This is a genomic window from Bradyrhizobium sp. BR 1432 (assembly GCF_051547705.1).
Lineage (GTDB): Bacteria > Pseudomonadota > Alphaproteobacteria > Rhizobiales > Xanthobacteraceae > Bradyrhizobium > Bradyrhizobium zhanjiangense.
This window is the reverse complement of sequence record NZ_JBPUGF010000003.1, coordinates 4,847,170-4,869,500: the sequence shown is the minus strand read 5'-3', so window position 1 is coordinate 4,869,500 and position 22,331 is coordinate 4,847,170. Positions and strand designations below refer to the sequence as shown.

At 60.7% G+C, this 22,331-nt stretch carries 23 protein-coding genes and 2 pseudogenes; 17 read left to right on the top strand and 8 right to left on the bottom strand.

The features are described 5' to 3' along the window. Positions 1–1,689 precede the first annotated feature (1,689 nt). The 3 genes and pseudogenes from ACSKB8_RS23385 to ACSKB8_RS23375 form a co-directional block, all read left to right on the top strand. Complete coding sequence (locus ACSKB8_RS23385; protein WP_438106653.1) at positions 1,690–1,929, top strand: hypothetical protein; 240 nt, start codon at positions 1,690–1,692, stop codon at positions 1,927–1,929. A gap of 205 nt (positions 1,930–2,134) precedes the next feature. Further along, a complete protein-coding gene (gene istA, locus ACSKB8_RS23380; protein WP_438110644.1) occupies positions 2,135–3,667 on the top strand; it encodes an IS21 family transposase in 1,533 nt (510 codons plus the stop codon). Between the two features lie 15 nt (positions 3,668–3,682). Then, a pseudogene (locus ACSKB8_RS23375) lies at positions 3,683–3,856 on the top strand (IS5/IS1182 family transposase); the annotation flags it as partial. A 327-nt stretch (positions 3,857–4,183) separates the two neighbouring features. Here ACSKB8_RS23375 and ACSKB8_RS23370 read toward each other — a convergent pair. Together ACSKB8_RS23370 and ACSKB8_RS23365 are read right to left on the bottom strand one after the other, a co-directional pair. Further along, positions 4,184–5,548 carry a type II toxin-antitoxin system HipA family toxin gene (locus tag ACSKB8_RS23370; protein WP_438106651.1) on the bottom strand — a complete coding sequence of 455 codons (1,365 nt, stop codon included), beginning with the start codon at positions 5,546–5,548 and terminating at the stop codon, positions 4,184–4,186. Further along, positions 5,545–5,826, bottom strand: coding sequence for a helix-turn-helix transcriptional regulator (locus ACSKB8_RS23365; RefSeq protein ID WP_438106649.1), 282 nt, complete (start codon positions 5,824–5,826; stop codon positions 5,545–5,547). The genes ACSKB8_RS23370 and ACSKB8_RS23365 overlap by 4 nt, the downstream gene beginning before the upstream one ends. A 75-nt stretch (positions 5,827–5,901) precedes the next feature. Between ACSKB8_RS23365 and ACSKB8_RS23360 the strand changes: the two genes are divergently transcribed. Beyond that, the gene (locus ACSKB8_RS23360; protein WP_438106647.1) at positions 5,902–6,144 is read left to right on the top strand and encodes a hypothetical protein; all 243 of its coding nucleotides are present in this window, start codon (positions 5,902–5,904) and stop codon (positions 6,142–6,144) included. A gap of 413 nt (positions 6,145–6,557) precedes the next feature. On the opposite strand, the gene ACSKB8_RS23355 is transcribed toward ACSKB8_RS23360, so the two are convergent. Beyond that, on the bottom strand, positions 6,558–6,959 hold the full coding sequence (locus ACSKB8_RS23355) for a hypothetical protein (RefSeq protein ID WP_438110908.1): 402 nt from the start codon (positions 6,957–6,959) through the stop codon (positions 6,558–6,560). A gap of 1,972 nt (positions 6,960–8,931) precedes the next feature. Here ACSKB8_RS23355 and ACSKB8_RS23350 point away from each other — a divergent pair. From ACSKB8_RS23350 to ACSKB8_RS23335, 4 genes and pseudogenes are all read left to right on the top strand, one after another. Further along, positions 8,932–9,153 (top strand): hypothetical protein, encoded by a 222-nt coding sequence (locus ACSKB8_RS23350; RefSeq protein WP_091898898.1) that lies wholly within the window; start codon positions 8,932–8,934, stop codon positions 9,151–9,153. Positions 9,154–9,165: 12 nt separating this feature from the next. Continuing rightward, entirely contained in the window at positions 9,166–9,588 is a 423-nt protein-coding gene (locus ACSKB8_RS23345) for a hypothetical protein (protein ID WP_438106645.1), read from the top strand. A 637-nt stretch (positions 9,589–10,225) separates the two neighbouring features. After that, entirely contained in the window at positions 10,226–10,522 is a 297-nt protein-coding gene (locus ACSKB8_RS23340; RefSeq protein ID WP_244551447.1) for a hypothetical protein, read from the top strand. 15 nt (positions 10,523–10,537) lie between these two features. Continuing rightward, positions 10,538–10,894, top strand: a pseudogene (locus tag ACSKB8_RS23335) (MFS transporter); the annotation flags it as partial. A gap of 333 nt (positions 10,895–11,227) precedes the next feature. Here ACSKB8_RS23335 and ACSKB8_RS23330 read toward each other — a convergent pair. Next, the gene (locus tag ACSKB8_RS23330; protein WP_438106643.1) at positions 11,228–11,425 is read right to left on the bottom strand and encodes a hypothetical protein; all 198 of its coding nucleotides are present in this window, start codon (positions 11,423–11,425) and stop codon (positions 11,228–11,230) included. A gap of 333 nt (positions 11,426–11,758) precedes the next feature. Here ACSKB8_RS23330 and ACSKB8_RS23325 point away from each other — a divergent pair, with 333 nt between their 5' ends. Together ACSKB8_RS23325 and ACSKB8_RS23320 are read left to right on the top strand one after the other, a co-directional pair. After that, the gene (locus ACSKB8_RS23325; RefSeq protein ID WP_370989743.1) at positions 11,759–11,959 is read left to right on the top strand and encodes a hypothetical protein; all 201 of its coding nucleotides are present in this window, start codon (positions 11,759–11,761) and stop codon (positions 11,957–11,959) included. Further along, positions 11,956–12,171, top strand: coding sequence for a hypothetical protein (locus ACSKB8_RS23320; protein WP_091898891.1), 216 nt, complete (start codon positions 11,956–11,958; stop codon positions 12,169–12,171). The genes ACSKB8_RS23325 and ACSKB8_RS23320 overlap by 4 nt, the downstream gene beginning before the upstream one ends. A 118-nt stretch (positions 12,172–12,289) precedes the next feature. Here ACSKB8_RS23320 and ACSKB8_RS23315 read toward each other — a convergent pair whose 3' ends face one another. Further along, positions 12,290–12,538, bottom strand: coding sequence for a hypothetical protein (locus ACSKB8_RS23315; RefSeq protein ID WP_438106640.1), 249 nt, complete (start codon positions 12,536–12,538; stop codon positions 12,290–12,292). 219 nt (positions 12,539–12,757) lie between these two features. On the opposite strand from ACSKB8_RS23315, the gene ACSKB8_RS23310 reads away from it, so the two are divergent. The 4 genes from ACSKB8_RS23310 (at position 12,758) to ACSKB8_RS23295 (ending at position 16,453) form a co-directional block, all read left to right on the top strand. Beyond that, the gene (locus ACSKB8_RS23310; RefSeq protein WP_244551445.1) at positions 12,758–12,940 is read left to right on the top strand and encodes a hypothetical protein; all 183 of its coding nucleotides are present in this window, start codon (positions 12,758–12,760) and stop codon (positions 12,938–12,940) included. A gap of 321 nt (positions 12,941–13,261) precedes the next feature. Further along, on the top strand, positions 13,262–13,867 hold the full coding sequence (locus ACSKB8_RS23305; RefSeq protein WP_438106638.1) for a hypothetical protein: 606 nt from the start codon (positions 13,262–13,264) through the stop codon (positions 13,865–13,867). Between the two features lie 498 nt (positions 13,868–14,365). Then, complete coding sequence (locus tag ACSKB8_RS23300) at positions 14,366–15,241, top strand: tyrosine-type recombinase/integrase (protein WP_438104197.1); 876 nt, start codon at positions 14,366–14,368, stop codon at positions 15,239–15,241. Positions 15,242–15,253: 12 nt separating this feature from the next. Further along, positions 15,254–16,453 (top strand): IS91 family transposase, encoded by a 1,200-nt coding sequence (locus ACSKB8_RS23295; RefSeq protein WP_438106637.1) that lies wholly within the window; start codon positions 15,254–15,256, stop codon positions 16,451–16,453. 560 nt (positions 16,454–17,013) lie between these two features. On the opposite strand, the gene ACSKB8_RS23290 is transcribed toward ACSKB8_RS23295, so the two are convergent. After that, positions 17,014–17,232, bottom strand: coding sequence for a hypothetical protein (locus ACSKB8_RS23290; protein ID WP_438106635.1), 219 nt, complete (start codon positions 17,230–17,232; stop codon positions 17,014–17,016). A 1,367-nt stretch (positions 17,233–18,599) separates the two neighbouring features. On the opposite strand from ACSKB8_RS23290, the gene ACSKB8_RS23285 reads away from it, so the two are divergent. The 3 genes from ACSKB8_RS23285 (at position 18,600) to ACSKB8_RS23275 (ending at position 19,750) form a co-directional block, all read left to right on the top strand. Continuing rightward, a complete protein-coding gene (locus ACSKB8_RS23285; RefSeq protein WP_438106633.1) occupies positions 18,600–18,869 on the top strand; it encodes a hypothetical protein in 270 nt (89 codons plus the stop codon). Between the two features lie 291 nt (positions 18,870–19,160). Next, entirely contained in the window at positions 19,161–19,418 is a 258-nt protein-coding gene (locus tag ACSKB8_RS23280; RefSeq protein ID WP_438106631.1) for a hypothetical protein, read from the top strand. 128 nt (positions 19,419–19,546) lie between these two features. Then, positions 19,547–19,750: a hypothetical protein gene (locus ACSKB8_RS23275; RefSeq protein ID WP_438106630.1), complete on the top strand. Its 204-nt coding sequence runs from the start codon at positions 19,547–19,549 to the stop codon at positions 19,748–19,750. A gap of 173 nt (positions 19,751–19,923) precedes the next feature. On the opposite strand, the gene ACSKB8_RS23270 is transcribed toward ACSKB8_RS23275, so the two are convergent. Together ACSKB8_RS23270 and ACSKB8_RS23265 are read right to left on the bottom strand one after the other, a co-directional pair. Further along, complete coding sequence (locus ACSKB8_RS23270; protein ID WP_438106628.1) at positions 19,924–20,895, bottom strand: ABC transporter substrate-binding protein; 972 nt, start codon at positions 20,893–20,895, stop codon at positions 19,924–19,926. A 314-nt stretch (positions 20,896–21,209) separates the two neighbouring features. Continuing rightward, on the bottom strand, positions 21,210–22,238 hold the full coding sequence (locus ACSKB8_RS23265) for a c-type cytochrome (protein WP_438106626.1): 1,029 nt from the start codon (positions 22,236–22,238) through the stop codon (positions 21,210–21,212). Between the last annotated feature and the right edge of the window lie 93 nt (positions 22,239–22,331).

The following is a 22,331-nucleotide window of genomic DNA, read 5'->3' as shown; positions in this document are numbered from 1 at the left end:
CCTCAGGTAGGCTATCCAAGGAGGGGGCAATTCCTCGTGACGCCGAGGGGGCAGTTTTCCATGGCGCGCGAGAATCGACTGTTAATCTAGCGAGCCAACAGTTCTAGGCAACCAGGCAACCTCACTCCTCCGGGTCAAACCTCGTCACAGGAGCGTTGTCGCCTCGGCTAAGCCTCCAGGTGTCGCAAGCTCTTCTTTCTTCACTAAGAGCCTCAGCGCGAGAATGTCATTGACTAGCCTGTGGAGTTGCCACAGCTCCTCCAAAGACATGCTCTGCAACCGCTCCCGTTCCTTGAATCCCCGACTCACGCAGGAAGCTTGGAGCTACCAGACGCGGCCGGCAAACGAGACGTGGGTTGACCGTGGAAGGTTATCTACACCTAGCGTGTCGTCCTATTTTTCGGGAAGCTGACTGAACCGATCTCGACCGAGAGCGGCGCAACTCAGCTTGCGCCAATCGATTTCGCAGTACGCTCAATTCGGCAATCTGACTTTCGAGACGTGCGATAGTTTGGTGCAAAACGGTGGCGGTATGGGCAGTCCGATCAGATGTACTCATTACTACCTCAAATAACAGGACTGAAAATCCGAACCTTACATTGTAGCTAATCGTTATTACAAGACGAAATCTGCCTTAGAATCCTCGGTTTGACCGTTTTCAAAGGAACACAAGCGCTGGCGAACGTTTAAGTCGTGCCGGCTCGCAGCCCGAGCTGGCGGAGCGGCCCCGGCCCACCCCTCAACAGCCCCCTGGAGGCTGGGGCCGTCTCTCCAGATCCTTGGTATCAAACAGTCGCTCTGCAGCTCCAGCTGCCCTGCGACTATCACCTGAGTCCGCTAACTGAAGCGGCTTACTGTCTAATGCGGGGACACTCGCGCGGCGACACTGAATGCGGCCAGGCAGGCGGCGGCTAGGGACCGGAGCATTCTGGCGATTTGCCCGATTCCGAGCGCGTTATTCCATGAAGTAAAAGCTCGTGATAGCGATTAATAATGCGCCACCAGCCACCGCGATCGCAAAACAAATGCGCCCGGGACCGAACGTATCGAAATGGGAGGTACGGACAACGCGCGTGAACCGGCGGGCCCCGGTTTCACCGCCCTACCCGCCGGCGGGAGGCGCTGGCGGTCGCTCTTCCCGAAAACCGCGCAAGCCCTGGCATATATGATCTCCGATCTGGTGAAATTGCTTGAAGCAATGGAGCACCTTGAGAGCCTGAGAGAGGTCCGGCTCGCCGAGCTCGCTCGCGTATTGCACTAAGGTTGGCGGGCTTGGGGCGCGTTCTCAGGGTGGTTCGGCACCTCCACCCGTAGATTTCCCAATATCGCTCGCATCGAGCTCATTCGATCATTTCGAAATGAGATCGTCGAAGCCAAAGGAATGGCCTGAGGCTGAGCGGAAGCGGCTTGCCTGGCTGGCGCGTCGTCGTGTCGTGGCGGAGATAGCGGCGGCGCTCGCTCGGCACACCGGATCCGTGAGGCGAATGGCGCGCGCAATGTGGCTTATTCTGAAAAAATAATCTGCCCACCTTCCAGCCTCATCCCTTGCCCTCCCGCAAGAAACGATGAACCGCATCGGCCGCCGCACCGCGATCTACCTTCTCATCCTGGTGATCAAAGCGGTGGCTTGGCAATTGGCCCACCGAGGTGCTTGCGCTCGCCCTTCGGTTGCGTCGCCGTTTGATTGCCATGGTCGGACGAGCGACCATGGTGGTGCACTGGCACGAATACGCAAGCGGCATTGAGAAGCAGCTCGGTCAGCTGAGGAAGGATCTTGCCCCTTGTGTCAGGAAGAAGAAGCTCGGCGAGTTGCGATCGACCGGCGTGCGCGACTTGTTCGCCTTCGGTCAGGACTATCGCTGTGGCCACAGGGTGAAGCTTTCGGCCATGGTGGTTGACGAGTGGCCGGACGATATCCGATTGTCGTAACTGCGGATTCCGCTCGATGTCGCCCATCGTTCCGAGATGATCTCGCCCACCATTCCGATTTGAAGTCGCCCACCCGTTCCGAGACGATCTCGCCCGGCATTCCGGGATGATGTCGCCCGGGTGACGCGGCCTCTTCTGGCTCCCATAGGGTCCGTCCTTTCGGCTTTGCGAAGGGGGACCCTGGATGCCGACGGAGAGGCTTGCGATGCGCCGTGTGCGCGATGTGATCAGGATGAAGACGGCTGGGCTGCCGAGCCGCGAGATTGCGCGGCGGATGGGCGCGGCGCCCTCGACAGTGCGGTTGACCATCCGGCGGTTCGAGGCAGCAGGCCTGAGTTGGCCGTTGCCCGACGAACTCACGGACGCGGCCCTGGAGGCCCGCCTGTTCGCCAAGACCGGCAACGGCAACCGGCAGGGTCACCGCCGCATCGCCGAGCCCGACTGGGCGGCGGTGCACCGCGAGCTCAAGCGTAAGCACGTGACGCTGTCGATCCTGTGGGAGGAGTACATTGCCGCCGAGCCCGGCGGATACCGGTACTCGCGCTTCTGCGAGCTCTACCGCGCCTGGGAGGGGCGCCTGTCGGTGACGATGCGCCAGTCGCACGCGGCCGGCGACAAACTGTTCGTCGACTACGCGGGCGACGGCGTGCCGGTGGTGGTCGATCGCCTCACTGGCGAGCGGAGGACGGCGCAGGTCTTCGTCGCCGTGCTTGGCGCCTCGAACTTCACCTATGCGCAGGCGACGTGGACGCAGGGGCTTGCTGACTGGATCAGCGCCCACGTCGGCACCTTGGCGGCGATCGACGGCGTGCCGGCGCTCTTGGTGCCTGACAATACCAAGGTCGCGGTCATCAAGGCGAGCCTCTACGACCCGCAGATCAATCGCACCTATGCGGAGATGGCGGCGCATTACGGCACGGCCGTCTTGCCGGCGCGACCACGCAAGCCGCGCGACAAGGCCAAGGTCGAGCAGGCTGTCCTCATCGTCGAGCGCTGGCTGCTCGGCCGCCTGCGCCACCGTGTCTTCTACAGCCTCGCCGAGGTCAACGCGGCGATCGGCGAGTTGCTCACCAGGCTCAACGAGGAGCGGCCGATCCGGCGGCTCGGCGTGACGCGCCGCCGGCTACTCGAGGAGGTCGACCGGCCGGCGCTCAAGCCGTTGCCGGCGAGCCCCTACGTGCTCGCCGAGTGGCGTATCCGCCGCGTCAGCCTCGACTACCACGTCGAGGTGGAGAAGCATTACTACAGCGTTCCACATCGCTTCGCGCGTGCCGAGGTCGAGGTGCGGTTCACCGCCCGCACCGTCGAGATCTTCCACAAGGGCGAGCGGATTGCCGCGCATCAGCGCATGAGTGGCAATCACAAGCACACCACCGTGCCGGAGCATATGGCTTCCAGCCATCGCCGCTATGCCGGCTGGACCATCGTGCGCATCCGTCAGGACGCTGCCGCGATCGGCCCGGCGACCAGCGCATTGTGCGACCTCATTCTCGACGAGCGCTCGCACCCCGAGCAGGGGTTCCGCGCCTGTCTCGGCATCCTCAGGCTCGCCGCGTCCTACGGACGCGAGCGCCTGGACACGGCAGCCGCGCGGGCGATCGACATCGGCGCGCGCACCTATGGCTCGGTCAGATCGATCCTCGCCAACAACCTCGATCGGCGTCCTGCTCCCCAGCGTTCCGCGGACGACCTGCCGATCCTGCACTCCAACATCCGCGGACCGCGCTACTACAATTAGGAGATGATCCCTTGCTCAGCGGAGCATCCGTTCGGCACGATGAAGTGTTGGATGGGAGCAACGCACTTTCTCACGAAAAAGCTGCCAAAGGTGGCCCCCGAGATGGCGCTCAACGTGCTCGCCTACAACATGAAGCGCGTGATGATGCTCGTGCGCGTAGGCGGATTGCTGGAGCCGATGCAGGCGTGAGGCCGGCCTCTGCACGACCAAATCAGCGCCTGCACGAAGCTCCTGGTTGCCACCGAGATGACAGGAGGTCGATTCCACCGAATAGAAGCTCGGCGGCCGCAATGCGCCGGAGCTCCCCAAGTTGCCGGATTTTCACACGGCCTGGGCCCGTAGCTGACGATCCTATCGCCATCCTGGATGCCGGCTCTTTGAGGTAAAGCGGACAAAAGTCCGATCGATCGACGCTCGTCCTTGGACGGACAATTTGAAATACGTAAAGCCCCGCCATCGCTGGCGGGGCTTTACGTATTTCAGACTAACTGCACCGTCGCGATGCAGTTCAAATGTTCAGGCGAACCCCGGTGGACGCGTGGCGGCCTCGTGGTCCGGGTCCTCTTCGGGCTCGTCCCTGGCGTCGCTTTTCAGATTCCGCAGCATGTCGCGGCAATAGCCGGCGATGTAGTCCGAGATTTTCTGGTAGACCGGCGACGTCTTCAACGCGTTCAACTCTTCGACGACGGACGGCAGCGCATCGAGGACAGCCTGAGACAATTCGGCGACGCGGCGCCTTACCTGCGCGCCGGAAAGCTGGTTTTCCTCCGCCATCCGATCCCAATGTCGGGCGTAGATGTAGTGACCGCGGTTCTTGCCAGCGATCTTCATCGCCAGGTTTCGCGTGACGTCCGGATAGATGTCGCCGGTCATGACGTCGTAGAGCGGTGCCATGAAGACGGCGCCGCCCGACTGCAGCAGCAGCGAATAGTTCTTCGAGTGCGCATCGACGTTTCCGCAGAGAACGTTGAAGACAAAGAAATCGACGAAGCGGGCGGCGTTGAAGGCACCTGCCTGGGTGTTCCGCAGGACGTCGAAGCAGTCTTTCAGGGTCGGCCCACGCAGCTTGGTCGCCGGATTGGATTCGTATTTGGTCGACGGGATGTGCCCCGTGGCCTGGCAGAAATCCTCCTGATGAATTCTGCGGAGGCTACGCCCGTGGGGCTCGCGGTCGTAGCGCTTCACCAGCAGGTAATCGAGACCCTCCGCATTTCCGATCGTGCATTCGGCGACGGGCAGCTTCACCTTGGCCGCCAAGCGAAGGCAGAAGGCCTCGTTCTCGACGGCGTTGCAGAAGTGCTTGTTGGCGGGCTTGAGGATATGCGTCGTCGGCGCGCCGTCGAGCGCGAGGCCGATATCGCCGTCCGGATACTGAACCACAGGAAGCTTGTCCTGCGCGCCGGCCACAGACATGTGGATGCCCTCCTCGCCAACGAGAAGTGGCTTCTCCGGAAGACGAAGGATGGCCGCGGCGAGTTCGGCTTCCGTCAGTCGCTTATAGCGCGGCGTGCGCTTCGGCCGCTGGTCCGCGGGGCGATGGACTTCGAGCGCGCCCGGAAGGTCCTCTCCCAACTCCTCGAGGAGCGCGAACACGTTCGCCTCCGGAATCTTGAGAATGGTGCCCACCGTCCGCAGCATCCGGCCTTCTGGCAGCAGGTTCAAAAACCATCGGTACACGACGTCCGGCTCGTGAACGCCTTGCGCGAGCGGCATGCGGGTCGAGACGGCGAACGCGTGGGGGTCCTTCGCCCACGCTTCATCGTAGACGAACTCGATGTCCTGGATCTCTTGTGAACGCCGGCGCAGCAGCCCGACGAGCTTGTTGCCGTACCGGACTTCCAGGGTCTCGCCAGTGCCGCCGGCTTTTGACTTGCTGGTCATGGCGACGGCGTGAAGTTGTCGGGGTCGAAAGTTTGGGATTCCTCGCTGGCCGGCCGAGCCGCTGGCACTGGGCTCATTTCCGCCGTCAGCCGGATGCCGAGCGCCTGCAGCAGGCGGAGGACCAAACCGAGCTGGCTTGTCTCCTTGCCATTCTCGACGTCGACGATAAAGCGGACGCCGACGTTTGCCGCCAAGGCAAGATCCTGCTGCCGAAGACCTAAGGAGGTCCGCCGGTTCCGAATCGTCGCGCCGAGCTCTGAGGTGGTCGTGATGGCCATGTCGATTTTCCCGAACGGGAATGTTAATCTGAAAAGTACCCCAAAAGCAAGTTAATTTCCCGAGCGGGAAAATCAATGGTCAGAAACGGTTTCCTGGCAATGGAATTTCCCAATCGGGAAAATATCTCCGCTCAGGAACACCCCGATGGTCAAGTTTACTCTCGGGAAATCCGGTCCGCGGTCACCAACAACTCAAGGAAGCGGCTGACCGCCGCGATCATCGGAGTATCGCGCTTCTTGCGTGATGATCTTGATCACGCGCCTGTGCTTTTCTTCACCCATCCGGACCTCTCGCCGTTCACTGAGCCGGCGCGCTGAACAGTTTACCAGCGGGCCAAGGTCAGCCGTAGCGGCCGGAAATTGAGGAGCCGAGAAGAAATCACGCGCTCCGGCGGGTTTCTTGATCATCTACTATGCCCGAAATCGCGGATTGTCTGTTGAAACTCTGCGATGTCGCGTCTTGCGCAACTGCCCCTCCATAGTTGCGCAAAACAAAGAACCCGGCCGTCGCCGGCGCGGTCTGAGCTCTACGGCACTACCTACTTTGAAGCGATTAGGGGACCGACTTGTAGGGGACCAACACTGCCCATGGCCGCAGTCACCTCAAGCGCAAACGGCGATGCGCGCGGTCTAACGTGTGTCATAGACGTCCTTCCAAAGGCAAAGCGGAACTTACCCGAATCGAGCATGATCGGCGGCTTGTGACCCTGTCTGTTTGAAAACGCTGGCTGCTATGAGGCGCTTCGTTGAAGAGGCGGATCGTGGGGCAGCGGACGCTGTTGCCCGAATGCCTCTATGATTTCATTGACGAGAACAACCCCGTTCGCGTGATCGACGCGTTTGTCGAGGCACTCGATTTGGCTGATGAGCTTTGAGGGTGTGCGGAGCCGGCGGTGAACCGGACAGCCCGGAATACGGATGAGGCCCTGCATGGCCGGTCCTCGGGTCTGGATGGCAACATTGATGTGCTGCGCTGTTCGGACAGACAGCCGCTCCGATCGGAAATCGATCCTCTGCCATTGATCGCGATCTGCTGAAGCGTGACCCATGTACCGAGGTCCTGTCGCCGGATCGATGGCGGCTTGGATCGGCAAGGTCATCGCCGGTGCGACGAGAAGGAGGCCGGCAATCACCTGTATGCTCTGACGAGACCAGAATCGCGCGCGAGGACTGTCGATTCGCAGATCTTCGCAACAACATCGCTTTGGCCGTTTCACACACGCCTCTTGAGCCCGATCCATCAACAAGTGGATCGCTGCCCCGTTGACTGCACCAGCTTTGTCGGCGCCTTGAGCTACTTCAATCGGAGGATTTCCACATTGGGAGGCGAGAGCTTCCAAGCCGACGCATTTCCCAGCCTGATTGCGATAGGCGGTCTCGTGACAATCCGTTTCGGGCTAATGCGGTCTCTGGTTGTTCTCAGCAAGCCGGACCTTCTCTCTCAGCCCCTCAAGGTCGTCCATTGCTTTAAGCAATCTCACCAGATCGGAGACCATGTGTGTCAGAGTGGGCTTGCGCGGCGTTGGGACTCGAGATTTCTGTTTCATCGCGAAACGGCTCCCTGCCAGGATCGACGGAAGATACGCTGGATTGGCAAGGACCGTGCCAGCGGAGTGCACCCGGAATTTCATGCCAGAGAGCGCCGGAGGACGAGCGCAAGGGCTACCGGCCGGCGACCGCCTCCATCCATAAAAACTGACGCGGGATTTGGCCCCAAGCTTTTGAGAGAAGGAGCGCAGATAGCTCGTAAGTGGCACCTGTATCCGCTCAAAGCGATGTTTGGGGGCTGCATCAACCAGACCTAACTCCACCAGCCGCGCGACGAGTTCGTGACGAACATTGGAGTGCTGATCCACGGTTCGGAAGACAGCTGCTTTAAGAACGCGCGCTCGATCTCGATTAGATCCACGTTCGCTTCTCTAGGAACAACTCTACGGGCATAGTGCCGTTCCGCTTCAGGAAGGGGACGAACCCATCAGGTGGGACCGAAAGCGCTTACAAGCCCGATCACTATGGGGACAAGCCCGACGACGATCCATAGGACAGGTGAGCCGGAGGACAGGCCGGCAGCAATGATCCAGACGCCGAAGAGGACGATGAATATCGAGATCGCATAAGCAACCGCTCTGTTCATAGGCGAACCGCGGGTTTCGTCGCCATTCGACGCCGGGCGGGGCTAAACGTTCCTGGGCGAGCGCCTCCCGAGGGACTACAGCGGGCCCGCAAATGTGAACCGGCACCTCTCGGAGTGACCCGAGAAGCTGCAAGCGATCGGAACGGCATCCGGAAATGCAACGGCCCCAGCGAACGACGCCGGGGCCGTTTTATTTAGTCGGCAAGCGGAACGACTTTCCCGATGCCGAGTCGAATCTAAGCTCCCGACCAGTCCCCAAGTCAAAAGCCCCGTCGGGAGCAAACCTTCCCCAAGGTTGGCGACCTCGGACCCCAAACCGAGGTCGTTTGTGCGGATACCAATAGAAAAAGGCCGCCCGAAGGCGACCGTCCACCAAAGTACTTGCGATGCTGCGGCTGGCGTTCGTTCCTGCAAGCCGTCAATGAACACAGGTGGGCCGCCTCTTGCTCCCTTTGCCTTCCCCCGCCGCACTAAGCCTGGTGCCGGTTGCCGCATCGGCAGATGCGATGGCGGGCCTCGGCGCGATCTGACCACACGTCCAGCGGGCAATCAGGAAAGTTCATCTGTTTACTCGAAAAAGGCCAACGAACGGCGCTCAAGCAAACAGACCGCGAAGGCAGCACGGGAAACAGTCGGCGCCGGCCATCACGCCCCTCGACATAGCAGGCAGCGCACAGCCTGGGCGTTTCGCAAATGCAAACGGGGGTATGTCCACATCGCCGCGCTGCTTCATAGGTGCGCGCCAGGATCATTTACTATTATCGCAAGGTCAGCGTCGAGGTGCTCCTGCCTGGCGCCGTGACTCGGCAACGCGCGACAATGGTTCTGCGTCTTTCTTATTATCCGGCCAAGATCAGCTCGGGGCCTTATGTCCGAAAGTTCGCGACCGCAACTTCTCCTCTTGAACCACCACAGCATCAGTCGGATACTTAGTCAGGTCCCTGGCCCTCAGCATTCCGAGGAGGAAGATCATGGCAATCCAGATCGTGATGGACCGTACCGGCGACAGCCATCACCCATTCAATCCTGACGACGCACGAGAGCTGGCGAACGCGCAGCGGCGCTTCTACGCGCTCACAGATGGCGGTTTCACGGCGGCGGTCCGGACGGGCCCGGGTCAGGTCACGCAGATCCGCTCATTCGATCCGACCGCTGAGGAAACCGTCTTCTTCCCTAGACTGGTCGGGGGTTGATCACCCCGCGCTATGTTGGGCTTCAGCCCATCTCGCCCGCGTGAACGCTCGCGCAAGAGAGCTATCCGCGCGCTCTTCATCCGATTGGGCGCCGAAAGAACGCCGGAGGGCCGCTCGCTGCGGCTCTTGCGCGAGTGGCTATCGCCGGCGCAATCGGCGCAGTTCGCGGCACAAGGCTATTTCGAGGTGATCGGCGGGGACACCGGCAAGCAGTACAGGATCTACGCGGGCAGAGGGGCGAATGTCTGCGAGGTCGACGAAAGGGGAGGTCCGACGGTCGGGCTGTGTTTCCTGCCGCGGGGCGAACTGCCAATCGGAGACGTCATGCTCTCCCAGAAGATTGCGCTGGAAAGCTGCGAAAGCCGCGCCCTTGAGGTCTCCAGAAAATTCGTTCCGACTGGTTTTATGTTCCGGCGGAATCGCCTTCTGGGTTGAGCTGCGAACGTGATCGGGCTTGGATAAATCAGCTGAATCACGGGCAATCGCGCCTGCTCAGCTATGTCAACCATCCCGGAAATCTCGAGCCCCGCTGGACGCTCGCAGTCATCGCGCTATCGCAACGAATACCGCAATCGGACCGCCTGTCTGTGGGGCCCCGATCGCGATGCAAGCCGAGAGCACGCTCGGATCTAAGGCGTCACACTTCGTGTGACGCAACACAGCAAACCATGGGTCGCCCCCTGTGCGTATTCGTGCACCACTAGCAGATCGGTTTCTCCTCGCTGTCGCAATGATAATGCGGCTTGTTTCTGGACCGCTCGTTGCAATGCTGGCGGATTTGCTCGGGTCATTGCGCCTCGTGCTCGCAGGCCGCGCTGTCTTGGCGGCTTCGGCAGCCGTCGCACTGTTTGGCGCTGAAGCGTTCTGGTTGTTGCTGGTTGTTACCCTCATTCAGGCTGCCGCTCTCGCCCCTACCACCTCGATAGCTGGTGCGTTGTCGGTCAATACGGCGAGGCCCTGAAGACAATTCGAGTATGGGTGGATCCGCGGTTCCGCCGCCGCGGCATTCGTATTGGGGACATTGACTGCTGGACAGCTGATAAGCCCCACGGATCTCTCGCCGATTATCTGGATGAATGCTGTCTTCCTGATCGCCGCCGCTGGCGCCACAGCACTGCTGCCCCGGGCTGGTCAAGCCGCATTGCAAACCGCGCCATTCTTTCCTGCGTCAGAGCTGCAAGCTCTACTCAGGATCTCGCGGTTTCGAATCGTTCTTGTCGTCACAGCTTTTGTCTATGGCAGCCATGCTGTGCACGATGCGTTTGCTGTGATCAGGCGGAGCCAAGCCGACATTAGCACTTCCGCGATTAGCTTCCTTTGGTCGGAGGCGGTACTTGCTGAGGTGTTGGTGTTCATGCTCGCCGGTTGAGAGCTCCTCGATCGGCTTGGGGTGCGTAGTGCGGCCGTTTTGGCGGCTACGGCGGGAGTCATTCGCTGGTCTGTAGCCGGCGCAACCACCTCGGTGTTGCTGCTCTCACTAATACAGCCGTTACACGGGTTGACATTCGCTTTGCTTCACCTCGCTTGCATGCGGATGATGACAACCTTGGTCGCACCAAGTGTCGCCGCAACTGCACACGCTCTTTATGCATTTGGCTCGGGCGTGGTCACGGCGGCACTCACCTTCGCGTCTGGTGCACTCTACGTCTCGTGGGCCGGAGCCGCGTTCTTTCCCATGGCAGCCCTCTGCGCCGCAGCGCTCCCATTCGCCTGGTTTGGCTTCGCCAACGGGAGAGATTGATCCGTCGCTCGTGCGAGCGCAGACAGGACTTACGAACGCCGCCTACTTCCCCTGGCTGCTCCCCGCCTCTCGCAGATTGCCGGTGATATACGTGCGGCGTCCGGTCCGTTACAGCTGCGTCTTCACGACCTCGTCGGCGCCCGGCGCCACCGCTGCCGGGAACGAGCGGCAAGATGCCGCGTTGCATCGCCGTGCGCGGATCAATGCGCGATCCCTTGTTGGCGCGCGCCGATGCCGCCCTCCTCGAAGCCGACCGGGCCATTTGCGCCCATGCCAGGCAAATCCGCGCGCTGCAAACCGGCCTGCTGCCGACAGTCGCGATCGCGACGACGGTCAGCGCTCGTCCTCCGGCGAAGAGCTGGGCTCGCCGGGGAAAGGCTCGTGGGTCCTGCGGCCCAGAAACGTGTCCGGCACCGGCTGCTTCAGGATCTCGCACGATCGCGCGACGAGGTCGCGAATGTATGCACTCTGCCTCGCGATAGCGGCAGCCTCGTCGTGAATGCGGCGCGTATGATTGTCGTTGTCCGGCACGGCCGTGCTCCCTTGCTTTGCAGGCGGGAGCGCGCTCGGTCTCTCAGCCACCGACGCCCACGGACAAAGCCTTGGCCGGTGATGAGGGTCAACGACCTGAGGCTGCCTTTGTTCAAAACTGGACATTACAAATTGCCTGCACTCAAGATGAGTAAGTGGCACAAACGGCTGAAATTGCACCCGAAAATTAGCTCTCGCAGCATATCAAAAGATACAGACTCTCCGCAGATGGAGGTGTAGGGTTAACCTATCACCGCACGGTCCGTGGCATTTATCGGTGATGAGAACGCCCTGATTGCGCTCCCGCCCCACTTAGACAAAGGGAGATGCGCCATGCTGAAGCGGCGACGCTTCAAACAAACCAAGACACTTTCCGAACGGCTGGCAGACGAGGCCGCGCGCTGTCGCGACGAAGCCCGCGTGTTGGCGCCGGGACGCCGCCGCGAACTGCTGCTGCGCAAGGCGCGGCAGGATGAGACCGCCATGCAGATCGACGCCTGGCTGCATTCGCCGGGGCTGAGGACTCCGACATGAGCGATCACTGCCATCAATATCGCGCTTACCTCGTCGGCGATGATGGCGTCTTCCGCTCCGCCGAGGCGTTCGAGGCGGCGTCCGACGCCTCCGCCCTCACCTTCGCACGGCAGTTCACCCGCCACGGCAAGGTCGAGGTCTGGCAGCTTGGCCGCAAGATCGCCGTGCTGGAGCCCGAGCAGCCGCCGCCGAACTTGCTCACGCCTCAATGATCGCGCGCGCGATCGCGTCTTGAGATTCTCGATCTCAAACCAGAATGTCACCTGCATCACGGGACCGCCGTCGTCGCGCAGGTCGATCGCCTCGTCTGCCTGCCCCTCCAAGGCCCGCTCATTCCTCCGTCAGCTTTCGTGCAATGTAGGCGTCCACCGTCTCCGCGAACGAGCGCTGCACGCCGACCGCGGCCCCGTGCTGGTCGCGTGCGTCGCGCTGGAGCTCGCACAGGCCGCGCCCACGCGCGCTGGCCGGCGTGATGGCCAGATACTGATCGATGGCATTTTCGGCGAGCGGGATCGCCTGGGGATCTCCCCTCGCGATCAAAAGACGCAGGAGGCTCTGGCAATCGGCCAAACCCGACATGCGATTCGCGCCTCACCCGCGCGAGGATTTCGGCTTCGGCTTCCTGACCGGCTGAGTGTGGGTGCCGAACAGCGCCAAAAGCAACGCGACTTCTTCCTTCGAACCGATCTGAATCATGATTGTCTCTCCTTTTCGATCCGTTGGTCGGGGCCCGCGGCTGAGGAGTTCAGGACAATCGGGTTTCAGGATTGTTTCAGCCGTGTTTCGCGAGCCGTGAAAGTGCCCGAGCAGGATCGCGCCCGCCTCGATGCGCTGCTCGATGAGATGTCCGTGAACCTTCGAGACCGCAGCTCGGCCTGGCAGAAGGCCGGCTGGACCGACTTCGACGCCGCAAGCCCGCCGCTCGCTCCCGACGACATCCGCCGCGAGCGCGAGCTATACGGAGTAGGCACGCGGCGATAGGCCGGGTCGGACCCAACAAGACAAAGGCCCCGCGATGCGGGGCCTTTTTTGATATTGGAGGATCGAACCGACCAAGTCATGTACTCATTGAGCGAGCGGCAGACCGATGTCCCGTCACCCCCCGACATCGGACGAAGAGCGGACATTCTCCGAGGTCACAGATGGGCCAGGAGGCGACTCTCGCGGCACTGAACCAAACAGTGCAGTTGCAGTTTCGAACAATCTCAGCTTGCAATCGTGTTTAGCTGCTTTAGCTTCTAAGTGGGTTTGGCTTGACGGTGTTTCGTTGCCAAAGATTGTACCAGCAAAAGGTCCGCGAAAGTGGGCGGTGTCGGCTTACTGTTGATTGCGACCAATATCGCAAGCCCTGCGCGATCGGCTTCTGGCGATGAAGTAATGCTGAACGGCGCTGAGGCACTCAAGTTTCTCGTCGGGAAGACTTTGAGATCAGTCGGAAATGGGAAATCGGCTCCTGATCGCCGCTACTTTCTAACCGAAACCGTCGAGTACTATTGTCGGGGGTGGAATCCCTCCGAAGTGCCTCCCAAAGACCGAACGCGCTTAGCCGAGGCTGCGGGGTGTGACCTTTTGCTCGTGTCCATCAAAGAAAGTCGGCTCTGCCAAAGCGCTCAGTACGAGCAGTGTGCAGATCGCTCATTTTCTCTGATCTTTACCCCGCGCTCCAGTTCGGCGTCGGCGAGAGACGGCCAGATCCTTGGCAGGGCCAAGCTCGATCCTAACCCGCTCGATTCCAGGACGAACGAGTTCGATCTGGTCCAAGGTAACACAATCTTTCCGACATTTGATCCCGCCTCACAGCCCCAACTCCTTCAGCCGGATGTCGGGCAACACGCGGCAGAAACACATTATTGTGGGACGACATTGACAGATGCGGAAGCAACTGCGCGGCTGATCGGTGCACCTTGACAGCAAGGGTGAAGCCGACGGTCGCTCAGGCGAGTTTTTCAGCCCAGATGGTCGTGTCGTCGTGATCACAATCCCGACGCACGTACAGGGCGCGGATCTCCAACTTCCTTCAGCCGAAACCGCAGGTGCAATCTTCATCAACCGTTGGAGGATCGAAGATTTAAAACTGTGCCGGACCGAGAATGATGACCCGACAACATATCTGTGCGTGTCCTCAGTACGTCTCCAGTGCTCTGAGGCCACCGACAGTTCGGGCGCGGTGCGGTACGCCGTGGGGAGGCTCTTAGGCGCCGCTCTGCTCCACCAACGCGGACGTCTGCTTATCCCTCAAGAGCGACGCAAAATCAGACATCGCATGAGGTCCGAAAAGGGCCATAGGACTAAACCGCTCGCGCGGTAGGGCATGGTAGCTGGCAGCGCAGCTGAGAGGATAGCGCGACGAGGCGTCCTGTCTTGAGATGAGGGGTTCGCAACCTTCACCCAAGACAGGAGCCCCCCATGACCGACGAGGCAGTAAGCCCACTGCGCCGGCGCATGATCGAAGACATGACGATCCGGAAGTTCGCAGCCAAGACCCAACATGACTACGTTCAACGGGTCAAGCATTTCGCCGCGTTTCTCGGGCAATCACCCGATCTTGCGACCTTCGAGGACGTGCGTCGCTATCAGCTGCATCTGGCGACGGGCGGCGCCGGCGTGCCGACCATCAACCAGGCTGTCTCGACGTTGCGGTTCTTTTTCAAAGTCACCTTGAAGCGCCACGATATCATCGAGCACACTCAATTCATTCACGAGGCACGCAAGCTGCCGGTGGTACTGAGCGTGGAGGAAGTGGCACGGCTGCTCGATGCCGCACCGGGGCTCAAATACAAGGCGGCTCTCAGCGTGGCCTACGGTGCCGGGCTGCGTGCCAACGAGGTCGTCTCGCTCAAGGTCTCCGATATCGACAGCAAGCGGATGATCATCCGCGTCGAGCAGGGCAAGGGCGGCAAGGACCGCAATGTCATGCTGTCGCCCAGCCTGCTCGCGCTGCTACGGGCCTGGTGGAAGATGGCTCGGCCGCAAGGCTGGCTGTTCCCGGGCCGCGATCCGGCGCAGCAGATGACGACGCGCCAGCTCAATCGTGCCTGTCATGCCGCCGTGCAGATGGCGGAGATCAAAAAGCGCGTGTCGCTGCACACATTGCGCCACAGCTTCGCTACTCACCTCCTGGAGCAGAACGTCGACGTCCGCGTCATCCAGGTGCTGCTCGGCCACGCCAAGCTCGATACCACCGCGCTCTACACCCGCGTCGCCACCAAGACCATCAGCGAGGTCATGAGCCCGTTGGAGCACATCGCTCTCAAGCTCAAGGAGGCGCGGCCGCCCGGCTGACGCTGGGCACCTATGTCTCGCCCGGCTCTGGAGGTTGCGGATATCTTCCGCAGCCATGGCCCGGCATGGCGTCACGCCCATGCCGGCCATGTCAGCCTCGACCAGTTGAAGGTGATGTCGGCGATCGAGAGTTGCCGCACGGCAGCTCTCGGCGGCCATGTCGCGCGCTGCGAGGACTGTGCCTACACGTCCATCGCCTACAATTCCTGCCGCAATCGGCACTGCCCGAAGTGCCAGGGCGCCGCGGCGAAGCAGTGGCTCGCCGACCGTGAGGCCGAACTGCTGCCGGTGCCGTATTATCACGTTGTGTTCACGGTGCCGGCCCGGATCGCCGACATCGCCTATCACAACAGGGCCACCATCTACGATCTGCTGTTCAAGGTCTCGGCCGAGACCATGCTGACGATCGCCGCCGACCCGAAGCATCTCGGCGCCAGGATCGGCATTACGTCCGTGCTGCACACCTGGGGCTCGGCCATGACCCACCACCCGCACGTCCACATGATTGTGCCGGGCGGCGGCATCTCGCCCGACGGCCAGCGCTGGGTGGCCTGCCGGCCAGGGTTCTTCCTGCCGGTGCGTGTGCTCTCACGCCTGTTTCGGCGGCTGTTCCTCGAGCGCCTTGCCGCCCTCCACCAGGCCGGGCGCCTGAGCTTCTTCGGCAACGACGCTCATCTCGCCGGAGCACAATCATTCGCCGCGTTGCTCACAGCGTCGCGCAAGACGGAATGGGTCGTTTATGCCAAGCGTCCGTTTGGCGGTCCCGAGGCCGTGCTGGCCTATCTGTCGCGCTATACCCACCGCGTCGCTATCGCCAACAGCCGCCTGATCGCCCTCGGCCGGCACGACGTCACCTTCAGCTGGAAGGATTACCGGGTCGAAGGCTACGACCGTCAAAAGCGGATGACGATCGCTGCAGACGAGTTCATCCGCCGCTTCCTCATCCACGTGCTGCCAAAGGGCTTCCACCGCATCCGCCACTACGGTCTGCTCGCGCGGAGCGCCTGCGCCGACAACGTTGCACGCGCGCGCGAACTGCTCGTCGTCAAGGATCGTAAGGATGAGCCGACCGAGACTGTCGTCGACAGCGGCAGGCCGCCGTGTCCATGCTGCGGCGGCCGCATGATCGTCATCGAGGTCTTCGAACAAGGCACAACGCCTCGCCATCAAGCGACCCCGCCAACCAGCGCCATCAGGATCGATACCTCATGAGCGCGCAACCATCGCTCTGCAAAGCAGTTCGCCATGCCCGCCGCTCATCGACCGGCCACAACGGCATACGCCCCAACGGTCAGCTGTCGTCGCCAATCCGCCGACGATTGATCACGTTCGAAGCCATCTACCCATCATTCACCAGCCCCGCTACCCTCGCGCAGCTCGCTGCATTGCTTCGAACTCCATCGGCCAGTTCGCCCGCAGAGCTCAAATCCCCATAGAGCCCGCCGCACCCTTCCTGCCCACCATGCGCGGTTTCCTCCCTTGGAGGCTTTCGGACGCCGGCCGCCGAATGTGCCGCGCCATCAGTCATGCGGCCGGCATCCGAAACCCTTCACAAAGGCGACCTCACCAAAGAGGCCGCCTTGGAAGAAGACATCACTCGGCTGAGTAGCTTCCAAGCCGCTACCCTCAACCGTTAAGAATGGGTCACGGATGGACATCTGAGGTCTTTCCAGCGGCGGCGGTGGCCTTAGTGAGCCTCTTGAACGGCTTTCACGCTCAGCGCACGACCGTCTTGCCAATCGAGCGGCTTGTTCAGTCGCATCGGGTTCAGATCATTGCGGCCACGTTTGAACCCGCCGCGTCATAGCGGCCTGTTTCAGCGCACTGCGCCCGATCTTTTTCAGATCGGGAATGGAGCGCTCACCGCTACTTGCCGACTCCAAGAGCTTGGACGCGACATGGGTGCGGGTGTAAATTTCGTATCCGGAAATGCTCTCGCAAACTTCAGCGTGTATTGCGCGAAGCAGGGCTGTAGTTTCGATGTCCAACATGACTTCTCCCTTTCGGAGGTGTGCACTTATGCGTTCGGATCAAGTCTGCTCGGATGCGGTTCGGCGCCCTCAGCCAGCCTGATCCAATCAGCAGCAAGCCTGAGCCATGCTTCCCGGTCTACTTTCCTTAACGCCGATTCAGCCAGACGGAGGCATTCTTCCGCTTCGCTGCAGAACCTGTTCGCGTCGGGTTCGCTCACGGAGCCGCCTCCTAAATAACCGTAGCTGCGGCTAGCGAAGCCGCTTCAATTCACTCAAGAGGCAGCCCAATGTTTCAGAAGTAATCGCGTCTGCGGGAGCCTGCGCTTCGTAGACCAGCCCGCACTTCCTGCAAGTAACGTCTTGTGCTCGAACCCGGGTCTTCCTGGTACCGATACGCAGAACTTCCATCCGCGCTTCGCACATCGGACAGCGGGGCCAGTCCGTTTCACGTGGTGAGAGCCTGTTTGAGGAGCGCATCCGGCGTGTGCTCCCTTTCTTGTGCGGGCGGGAGCACAACACTCTCAGTCACCGATAGATGCCACTGATCGGGCGGTGATGAATAGACCCTACGCCTAAACCGCGCGCAGGGATATCGAAAAATGCATACAGGAGCGCAGCGAAATGGCTGTCAGCGGCCTAACTCCGAGGACGGCAGAACGGTAGCATGCATCGCGTCCCGTTTCTGCTGTAGGTCGGCGATCACGCCCGTAATGCGTTCCGCGGTGAGAGGATCGTAGGGAAAGGCTGCGAGCCGCTGGTAGTGCGAGATTGTCTCGTCTAGCTCTTTGCACTTTTCGCACATCGGCTCACCGCTGAACTTAAGGCGGGAGCACACGGGCTCTCAGTCACCGATAACAGCAGAGGATCGGGCGGTGATGCGGCCTAACGGCCGCCGACCGTTTCAGTTCCTAAGGAGGGGGCTACCCTGGCGGCCTTAGCCCAAGTGACATGAGCCCGTCGTTCAAATGAGAAGCCCCTTCGTGGTTGTCGCCGACCCGATATTTCAGTGCGTCCGCGCCTAGGCGTTGAAGGCAGCTACCATGATCACCAGGATCAAAAGGAGCAGCGGAACGATGATAGGCGGCACGATCCACTCGGCCAGGCGAAACTGCCGCAAGGGAATTGCTCCTGCGCTTTGCGGCGGGGCGCGTGGCCCTCAGTCACCGGTAGATGCCGTAGAAAATGCGGTGATCGCCAACCCTACGCCGATGTCCTGAGAATAGCGAGCGCTAAAGCGCTTCGCATCAGCTGCGGCAGGAAGAGACGGGTGGCGGCTTGTTCGCAGCGTGCGGCAAGAAAAGGGTGGCTATTGCCGCTTAAGGGGCACATGCTGCCTTCCGGCGCTTGCGCCGGCGCCAAGCGTTTTCGCGAAAGGTAATGCGCGCATGACTATCCGCTCCCGACATGAAGTTGTCACCTTCAAACATCCGTTCCGGATCAGGGGAATCGATCGCCTGTTGCCCGCCGGCGACTACGAGGTCATTACCGATGAGGAGACGATCGAGGGCATTTCGTTCGAAGCGTTCCGCCGTGTCGCCACGATGATCAGCGTGCCCGCAGAAGGCTCGCGCGGACTGGTGACCGAGAGAATCTCGATCGGCTCGGTCGATCTTGCAGACGCGCAGCGTATCGATGCGAGTGCGTCCGATGGCTGACGAACCACTCGACCTCGACAGCCACCGCGCGGCACATGGGGAAGGACTGCTGTCGGGGTACCGACCGCTCTATGTGCTCTGTCGACCGCGAGCGCGGAGCAGGCATACGAACGTCCGCTGGTCGATCCGCTTGAGGCTGGTTCGTCCCCACAGCGGGCGCGAAGGTTTTCAAAGAGTTTCGACTAGCAATCGGATGGCTCACGCCATATGTTATTAGCATCGCTGATCGTAAAATGGCTTCAGTGACTGAGAGACCGTACCGCGCTCCCGCCATCCGACAGGAGGGAGCCCATGAGTTCGATCCTTTATCCATTGCATTTTCAGCGAAGATTCGAGCGCCGCTGGGCCTCAAGAATGGTCAGCGACGGGCTGCGCCGCTCTCCATCACAAGGGACCAGCACCTGTACCTGCGGACACCTCGTTATTGCTCCGGTCAGTTCGACCTATTTGCCCGCTGGGGTTGTCAACAAATGGCGTTGTTCCGCTTGCGGTAATGACTGGGAGACGATTGCTGATCCCGGCGTGGGCTCAACGAAGACAGCTCGATGAGCCATTGCGCAGGGTTGTGCACGGCAAAGCCCGCGCGGCGGTGAACTGAAGCCGCCTCATAAAGGCGGCTCTGACACGCCCGCTAAGAGCAGCGATCGCACGGCTCGACTTCAAGCAAGGAGGCTCTTGTGAACGGCAATATATTCAACAGCAAGGGTATTCATGTCGCTGTCATAGTGGGTCGAGAAATTTTCGCCCCTAATGGTACGAAGCTGTATGACCTCAAAGGGATCAACATCTACCGGTCGTCCGGAGAGTTGGTTGGTCATCTCAATGACGCGAGCGGATCGGACAAGCGGCTCGATAAAGCGACCGATCGATTGTTCACGTAGTCACCCCTAGGCGCGACTGTGGATGCACGAGAGCGTCACGCCGAATGTCCGGTAGGGTCACAAGCGGCGGTCGAGGCAAGCGCGGCCCGGCGTCCGGTTTACCGCCGACAGCCGACATGACAACGGCCTAAGCGCTGTTCGGCTTGGGGCCCAGAAACGGAATTAGCCCGGTCTCATTCGATGACTTCGTCCGCGCGGGCGAGGACGGTGGGAGGCAACTCTATACCTAGCGCATTGGCAATGCGCAGGTTGATCCTAAGATCGAACTTGGTGGGCCGTTCGAAAGGTAAATCGCCGGGCTTTGCTCCCTTCAAAACGCGATCGAGCTGTGAAATCAAGTGACGCGTTGCGTCGGAAAAATCGGGTCCAAGAGATATAAGGCCACCGTTAGCGACCCATTCGGGTGAAGCGAAAATTGCAGGTTTATTGCTCAGACCCACCATCTTGATGACTTCGGCCATATGAGAACTAAGTACAACATCCGGTACAAACACAAGCCCATCAAATCGGGCGAGAGCTCCCGGGCTTAAGATTTTCGCGATAGCGGTCGGATCATCGATATTGATTTGCTCTATCTCAAAACCGAGCTTACGGCCGGTTTCCAAAACGGGCATAAGGCTTTGAGCGCCACTACTGACTTTCGTCGTCACCGTCCCGAGGTGGACAGCTCGCGGGAGAACCTCCCGCATTAGCTCAACGCGCTTGACTGTGGTTTCCTCCGAGAAGACGGCGATGCCGGTTACGTTGCGGCCCGGGCGGGCGAGACTGTCTGCCAGTCCCGACGCGACCGGATCAACGGCGGCGAAAGCGACGATGGGAATCGTCTGAGTTGCCTTGTGGGCTGCAAGCGCAGCAGGCGTGCTAATCGCGACAATGACGTCTATGTCGCCCTCGCGCACTAGTTCCTGTGCAAGTGCGGGCAGCGCATCGACATTTCCCGCTGCATTCCGAAACTCAAGTCGAATGTTCCGTCCTTCAACGTATCCAAGCTCGGCCAGAAGCTTCCGGGTTGCGTCAGTCTGCGCCGGAATATCGACCGGCGCGAAATAGACGACACGCGGCAGCCTGGACCGCTGTTGCGCTTTTGCCAGGAGAGGCCAGGTTACCGTCCCGCCAAGAAGCCCAATAAATCCGCGTCGTCGCACCTGACCTCGCTGGAGAACTGCTTCATGGACTTGCTGGACTATAGCACTCTCAGGCTGCCAGGCGACTGGCAAAAGCACCCTGGTTTCGGGCGGCAGGTAAGGTGTGTCCGCCTTGGGTCAAGCACGTCATTCTGAGGGTGCGCCGATGACTTCCGGTCTACCCCGATAAGCAGACAACTTCTGAGCCGGTCGGCATGTCTCGAAGGGCCACCTCCGGATTCGCGCAGCGCAGCTCCATTCGAGCATCCCGTCGGGGCGGGCAAGCAGCGCTGGTGGGATGATGAGGCCGCCGAGCGCCATTGCGCAATCCAGTCTCACGGCTCCCGAGAGGCGAGATAGGCGGCGATTGAAACGAGAGCCTCTTCGTCCAAATTGGCGACAACCCTCGCCATTAGCGAACTCCACAGCCCGGTGCGCTGTCCGTGCTTCAAATCATAGAGTTGCCGGACGATGTAGCTTGGGGAGCGACCAGCTATACTAGGTATGGGGCCGAGGCCCCTGAGATCAGGACCATGGCATATTGCGCACTGAACGGTCTTGCCGGCCCCGCCCGTGGTTACCAGTGCCTCTCCTTTCTCAAGGCTGCCGACCGGCGCGTACGCGGTAAATCTGGCACGGTCGTCATAAGACTCAAACTGATCCAGATCATCCGGCACTTCGACGATGCGCTGGTCAATCGGCTCCTGGCCACCATCTTTCGACGCGGTAAAGATCAGCCAAGCGATGTAGGTCTTTGGAACAGTATCAGTTTCAATGACCTTGATACGCTCCTTCGGTTTCAAAGAGGAAAAATATGCTGCCGCCTTCCCCACCTCATCCTCACTTATAGCGCGGGCAACTGAAAGCATCAAACTCACTGGTAGCCGTTGTGGTACTGAACTCTTTCTTGCTCCACTTCTGAAATCGGCCATCTGCTGCACGATATAATCTGTAGGAAGCCCGGCGAGATTTGCGTTTTCGGGACCACCAGACCCATCAGCCCGATGACAATGACCGCACGCAAGAACATCGGGTTTCCTGCCACGCGCGACAATTTCGGGCATCGCGGGATGATCGCCGGGATGCCAATCTTTTGTGAAGAAACGGTCCCGTATTTGACCGATTGAGAAAGCGGCTGAACTGTCCGGCACACGCTTGACGCTGCCGTCGTCCGGCGGCAACTTAAAATCTGGAGGCGTGACGGGATACGCCCACGCAGGCGGCGTATCGGCACTGTACGCAGGCTTTGTGGGTCCCCAGGCGGACGCCAACGAAGCCACTGTGGCCAAAAGAACAAGGTGCATTGCGAGCGGCTGGGCCACGGATCTTCCCGCCATCACACCGTTCACGATCTTTCGGGGCATGCATTCCCTCCCTAGTCTTGGCTGACTGGTGGGTCGCCACGGCAAATTGCCGTTCGCTGATGCTCGATCAGACGAGGTTAACTTTGGCTATGC

Coding starts and splice junctions, on each gene's coding strand:
- ACSKB8_RS23370 (WP_438106651.1), bottom strand. CDS start 5,548: ATGACCAGCAAGTCAAAAGCCGGCGGCACTGGCGAGACCCTGGAAGTC.
- ACSKB8_RS23280 (WP_438106631.1), top strand. CDS start 19,161: ATGAGTTCGATCCTTTATCCATTGCATTTTCAGCGAAGATTCGAGCGC.
- ACSKB8_RS23285 (WP_438106633.1), top strand. CDS start 18,600: ATGACTATCCGCTCCCGACATGAAGTTGTCACCTTCAAACATCCGTTC.
- ACSKB8_RS23315 (WP_438106640.1), bottom strand. CDS start 12,538: ATGTCGGGTTTGGCCGATTGCCAGAGCCTCCTGCGTCTTTTGATCGCG.
- ACSKB8_RS23290 (WP_438106635.1), bottom strand. CDS start 17,232: ATGTTGGACATCGAAACTACAGCCCTGCTTCGCGCAATACACGCTGAA.
- ACSKB8_RS23365 (WP_438106649.1), bottom strand. CDS start 5,826: ATGGCCATCACGACCACCTCAGAGCTCGGCGCGACGATTCGGAACCGG.
- ACSKB8_RS23345 (WP_438106645.1), top strand. CDS start 9,166: ATGTTGGGCTTCAGCCCATCTCGCCCGCGTGAACGCTCGCGCAAGAGA.
- ACSKB8_RS23340 (WP_244551447.1), top strand. CDS start 10,226: ATGAATGCTGTCTTCCTGATCGCCGCCGCTGGCGCCACAGCACTGCTG.
- istA (WP_438110644.1), top strand. CDS start 2,135: ATGCGCCGTGTGCGCGATGTGATCAGGATGAAGACGGCTGGGCTGCCG.
- ACSKB8_RS23265 (WP_438106626.1), bottom strand. CDS start 22,238: ATGCCCCGAAAGATCGTGAACGGTGTGATGGCGGGAAGATCCGTGGCC.
- ACSKB8_RS23385 (WP_438106653.1), top strand. CDS start 1,690: ATGGTCGGACGAGCGACCATGGTGGTGCACTGGCACGAATACGCAAGC.
- ACSKB8_RS23350 (WP_091898898.1), top strand. CDS start 8,932: ATGGCAATCCAGATCGTGATGGACCGTACCGGCGACAGCCATCACCCA.
- ACSKB8_RS23360 (WP_438106647.1), top strand. CDS start 5,902: ATGGTCAGAAACGGTTTCCTGGCAATGGAATTTCCCAATCGGGAAAAT.
- ACSKB8_RS23325 (WP_370989743.1), top strand. CDS start 11,759: ATGCTGAAGCGGCGACGCTTCAAACAAACCAAGACACTTTCCGAACGG.
- ACSKB8_RS23300 (WP_438104197.1), top strand. CDS start 14,366: ATGACCGACGAGGCAGTAAGCCCACTGCGCCGGCGCATGATCGAAGAC.
- ACSKB8_RS23320 (WP_091898891.1), top strand. CDS start 11,956: ATGAGCGATCACTGCCATCAATATCGCGCTTACCTCGTCGGCGATGAT.
- ACSKB8_RS23295 (WP_438106637.1), top strand. CDS start 15,254: ATGTCTCGCCCGGCTCTGGAGGTTGCGGATATCTTCCGCAGCCATGGC.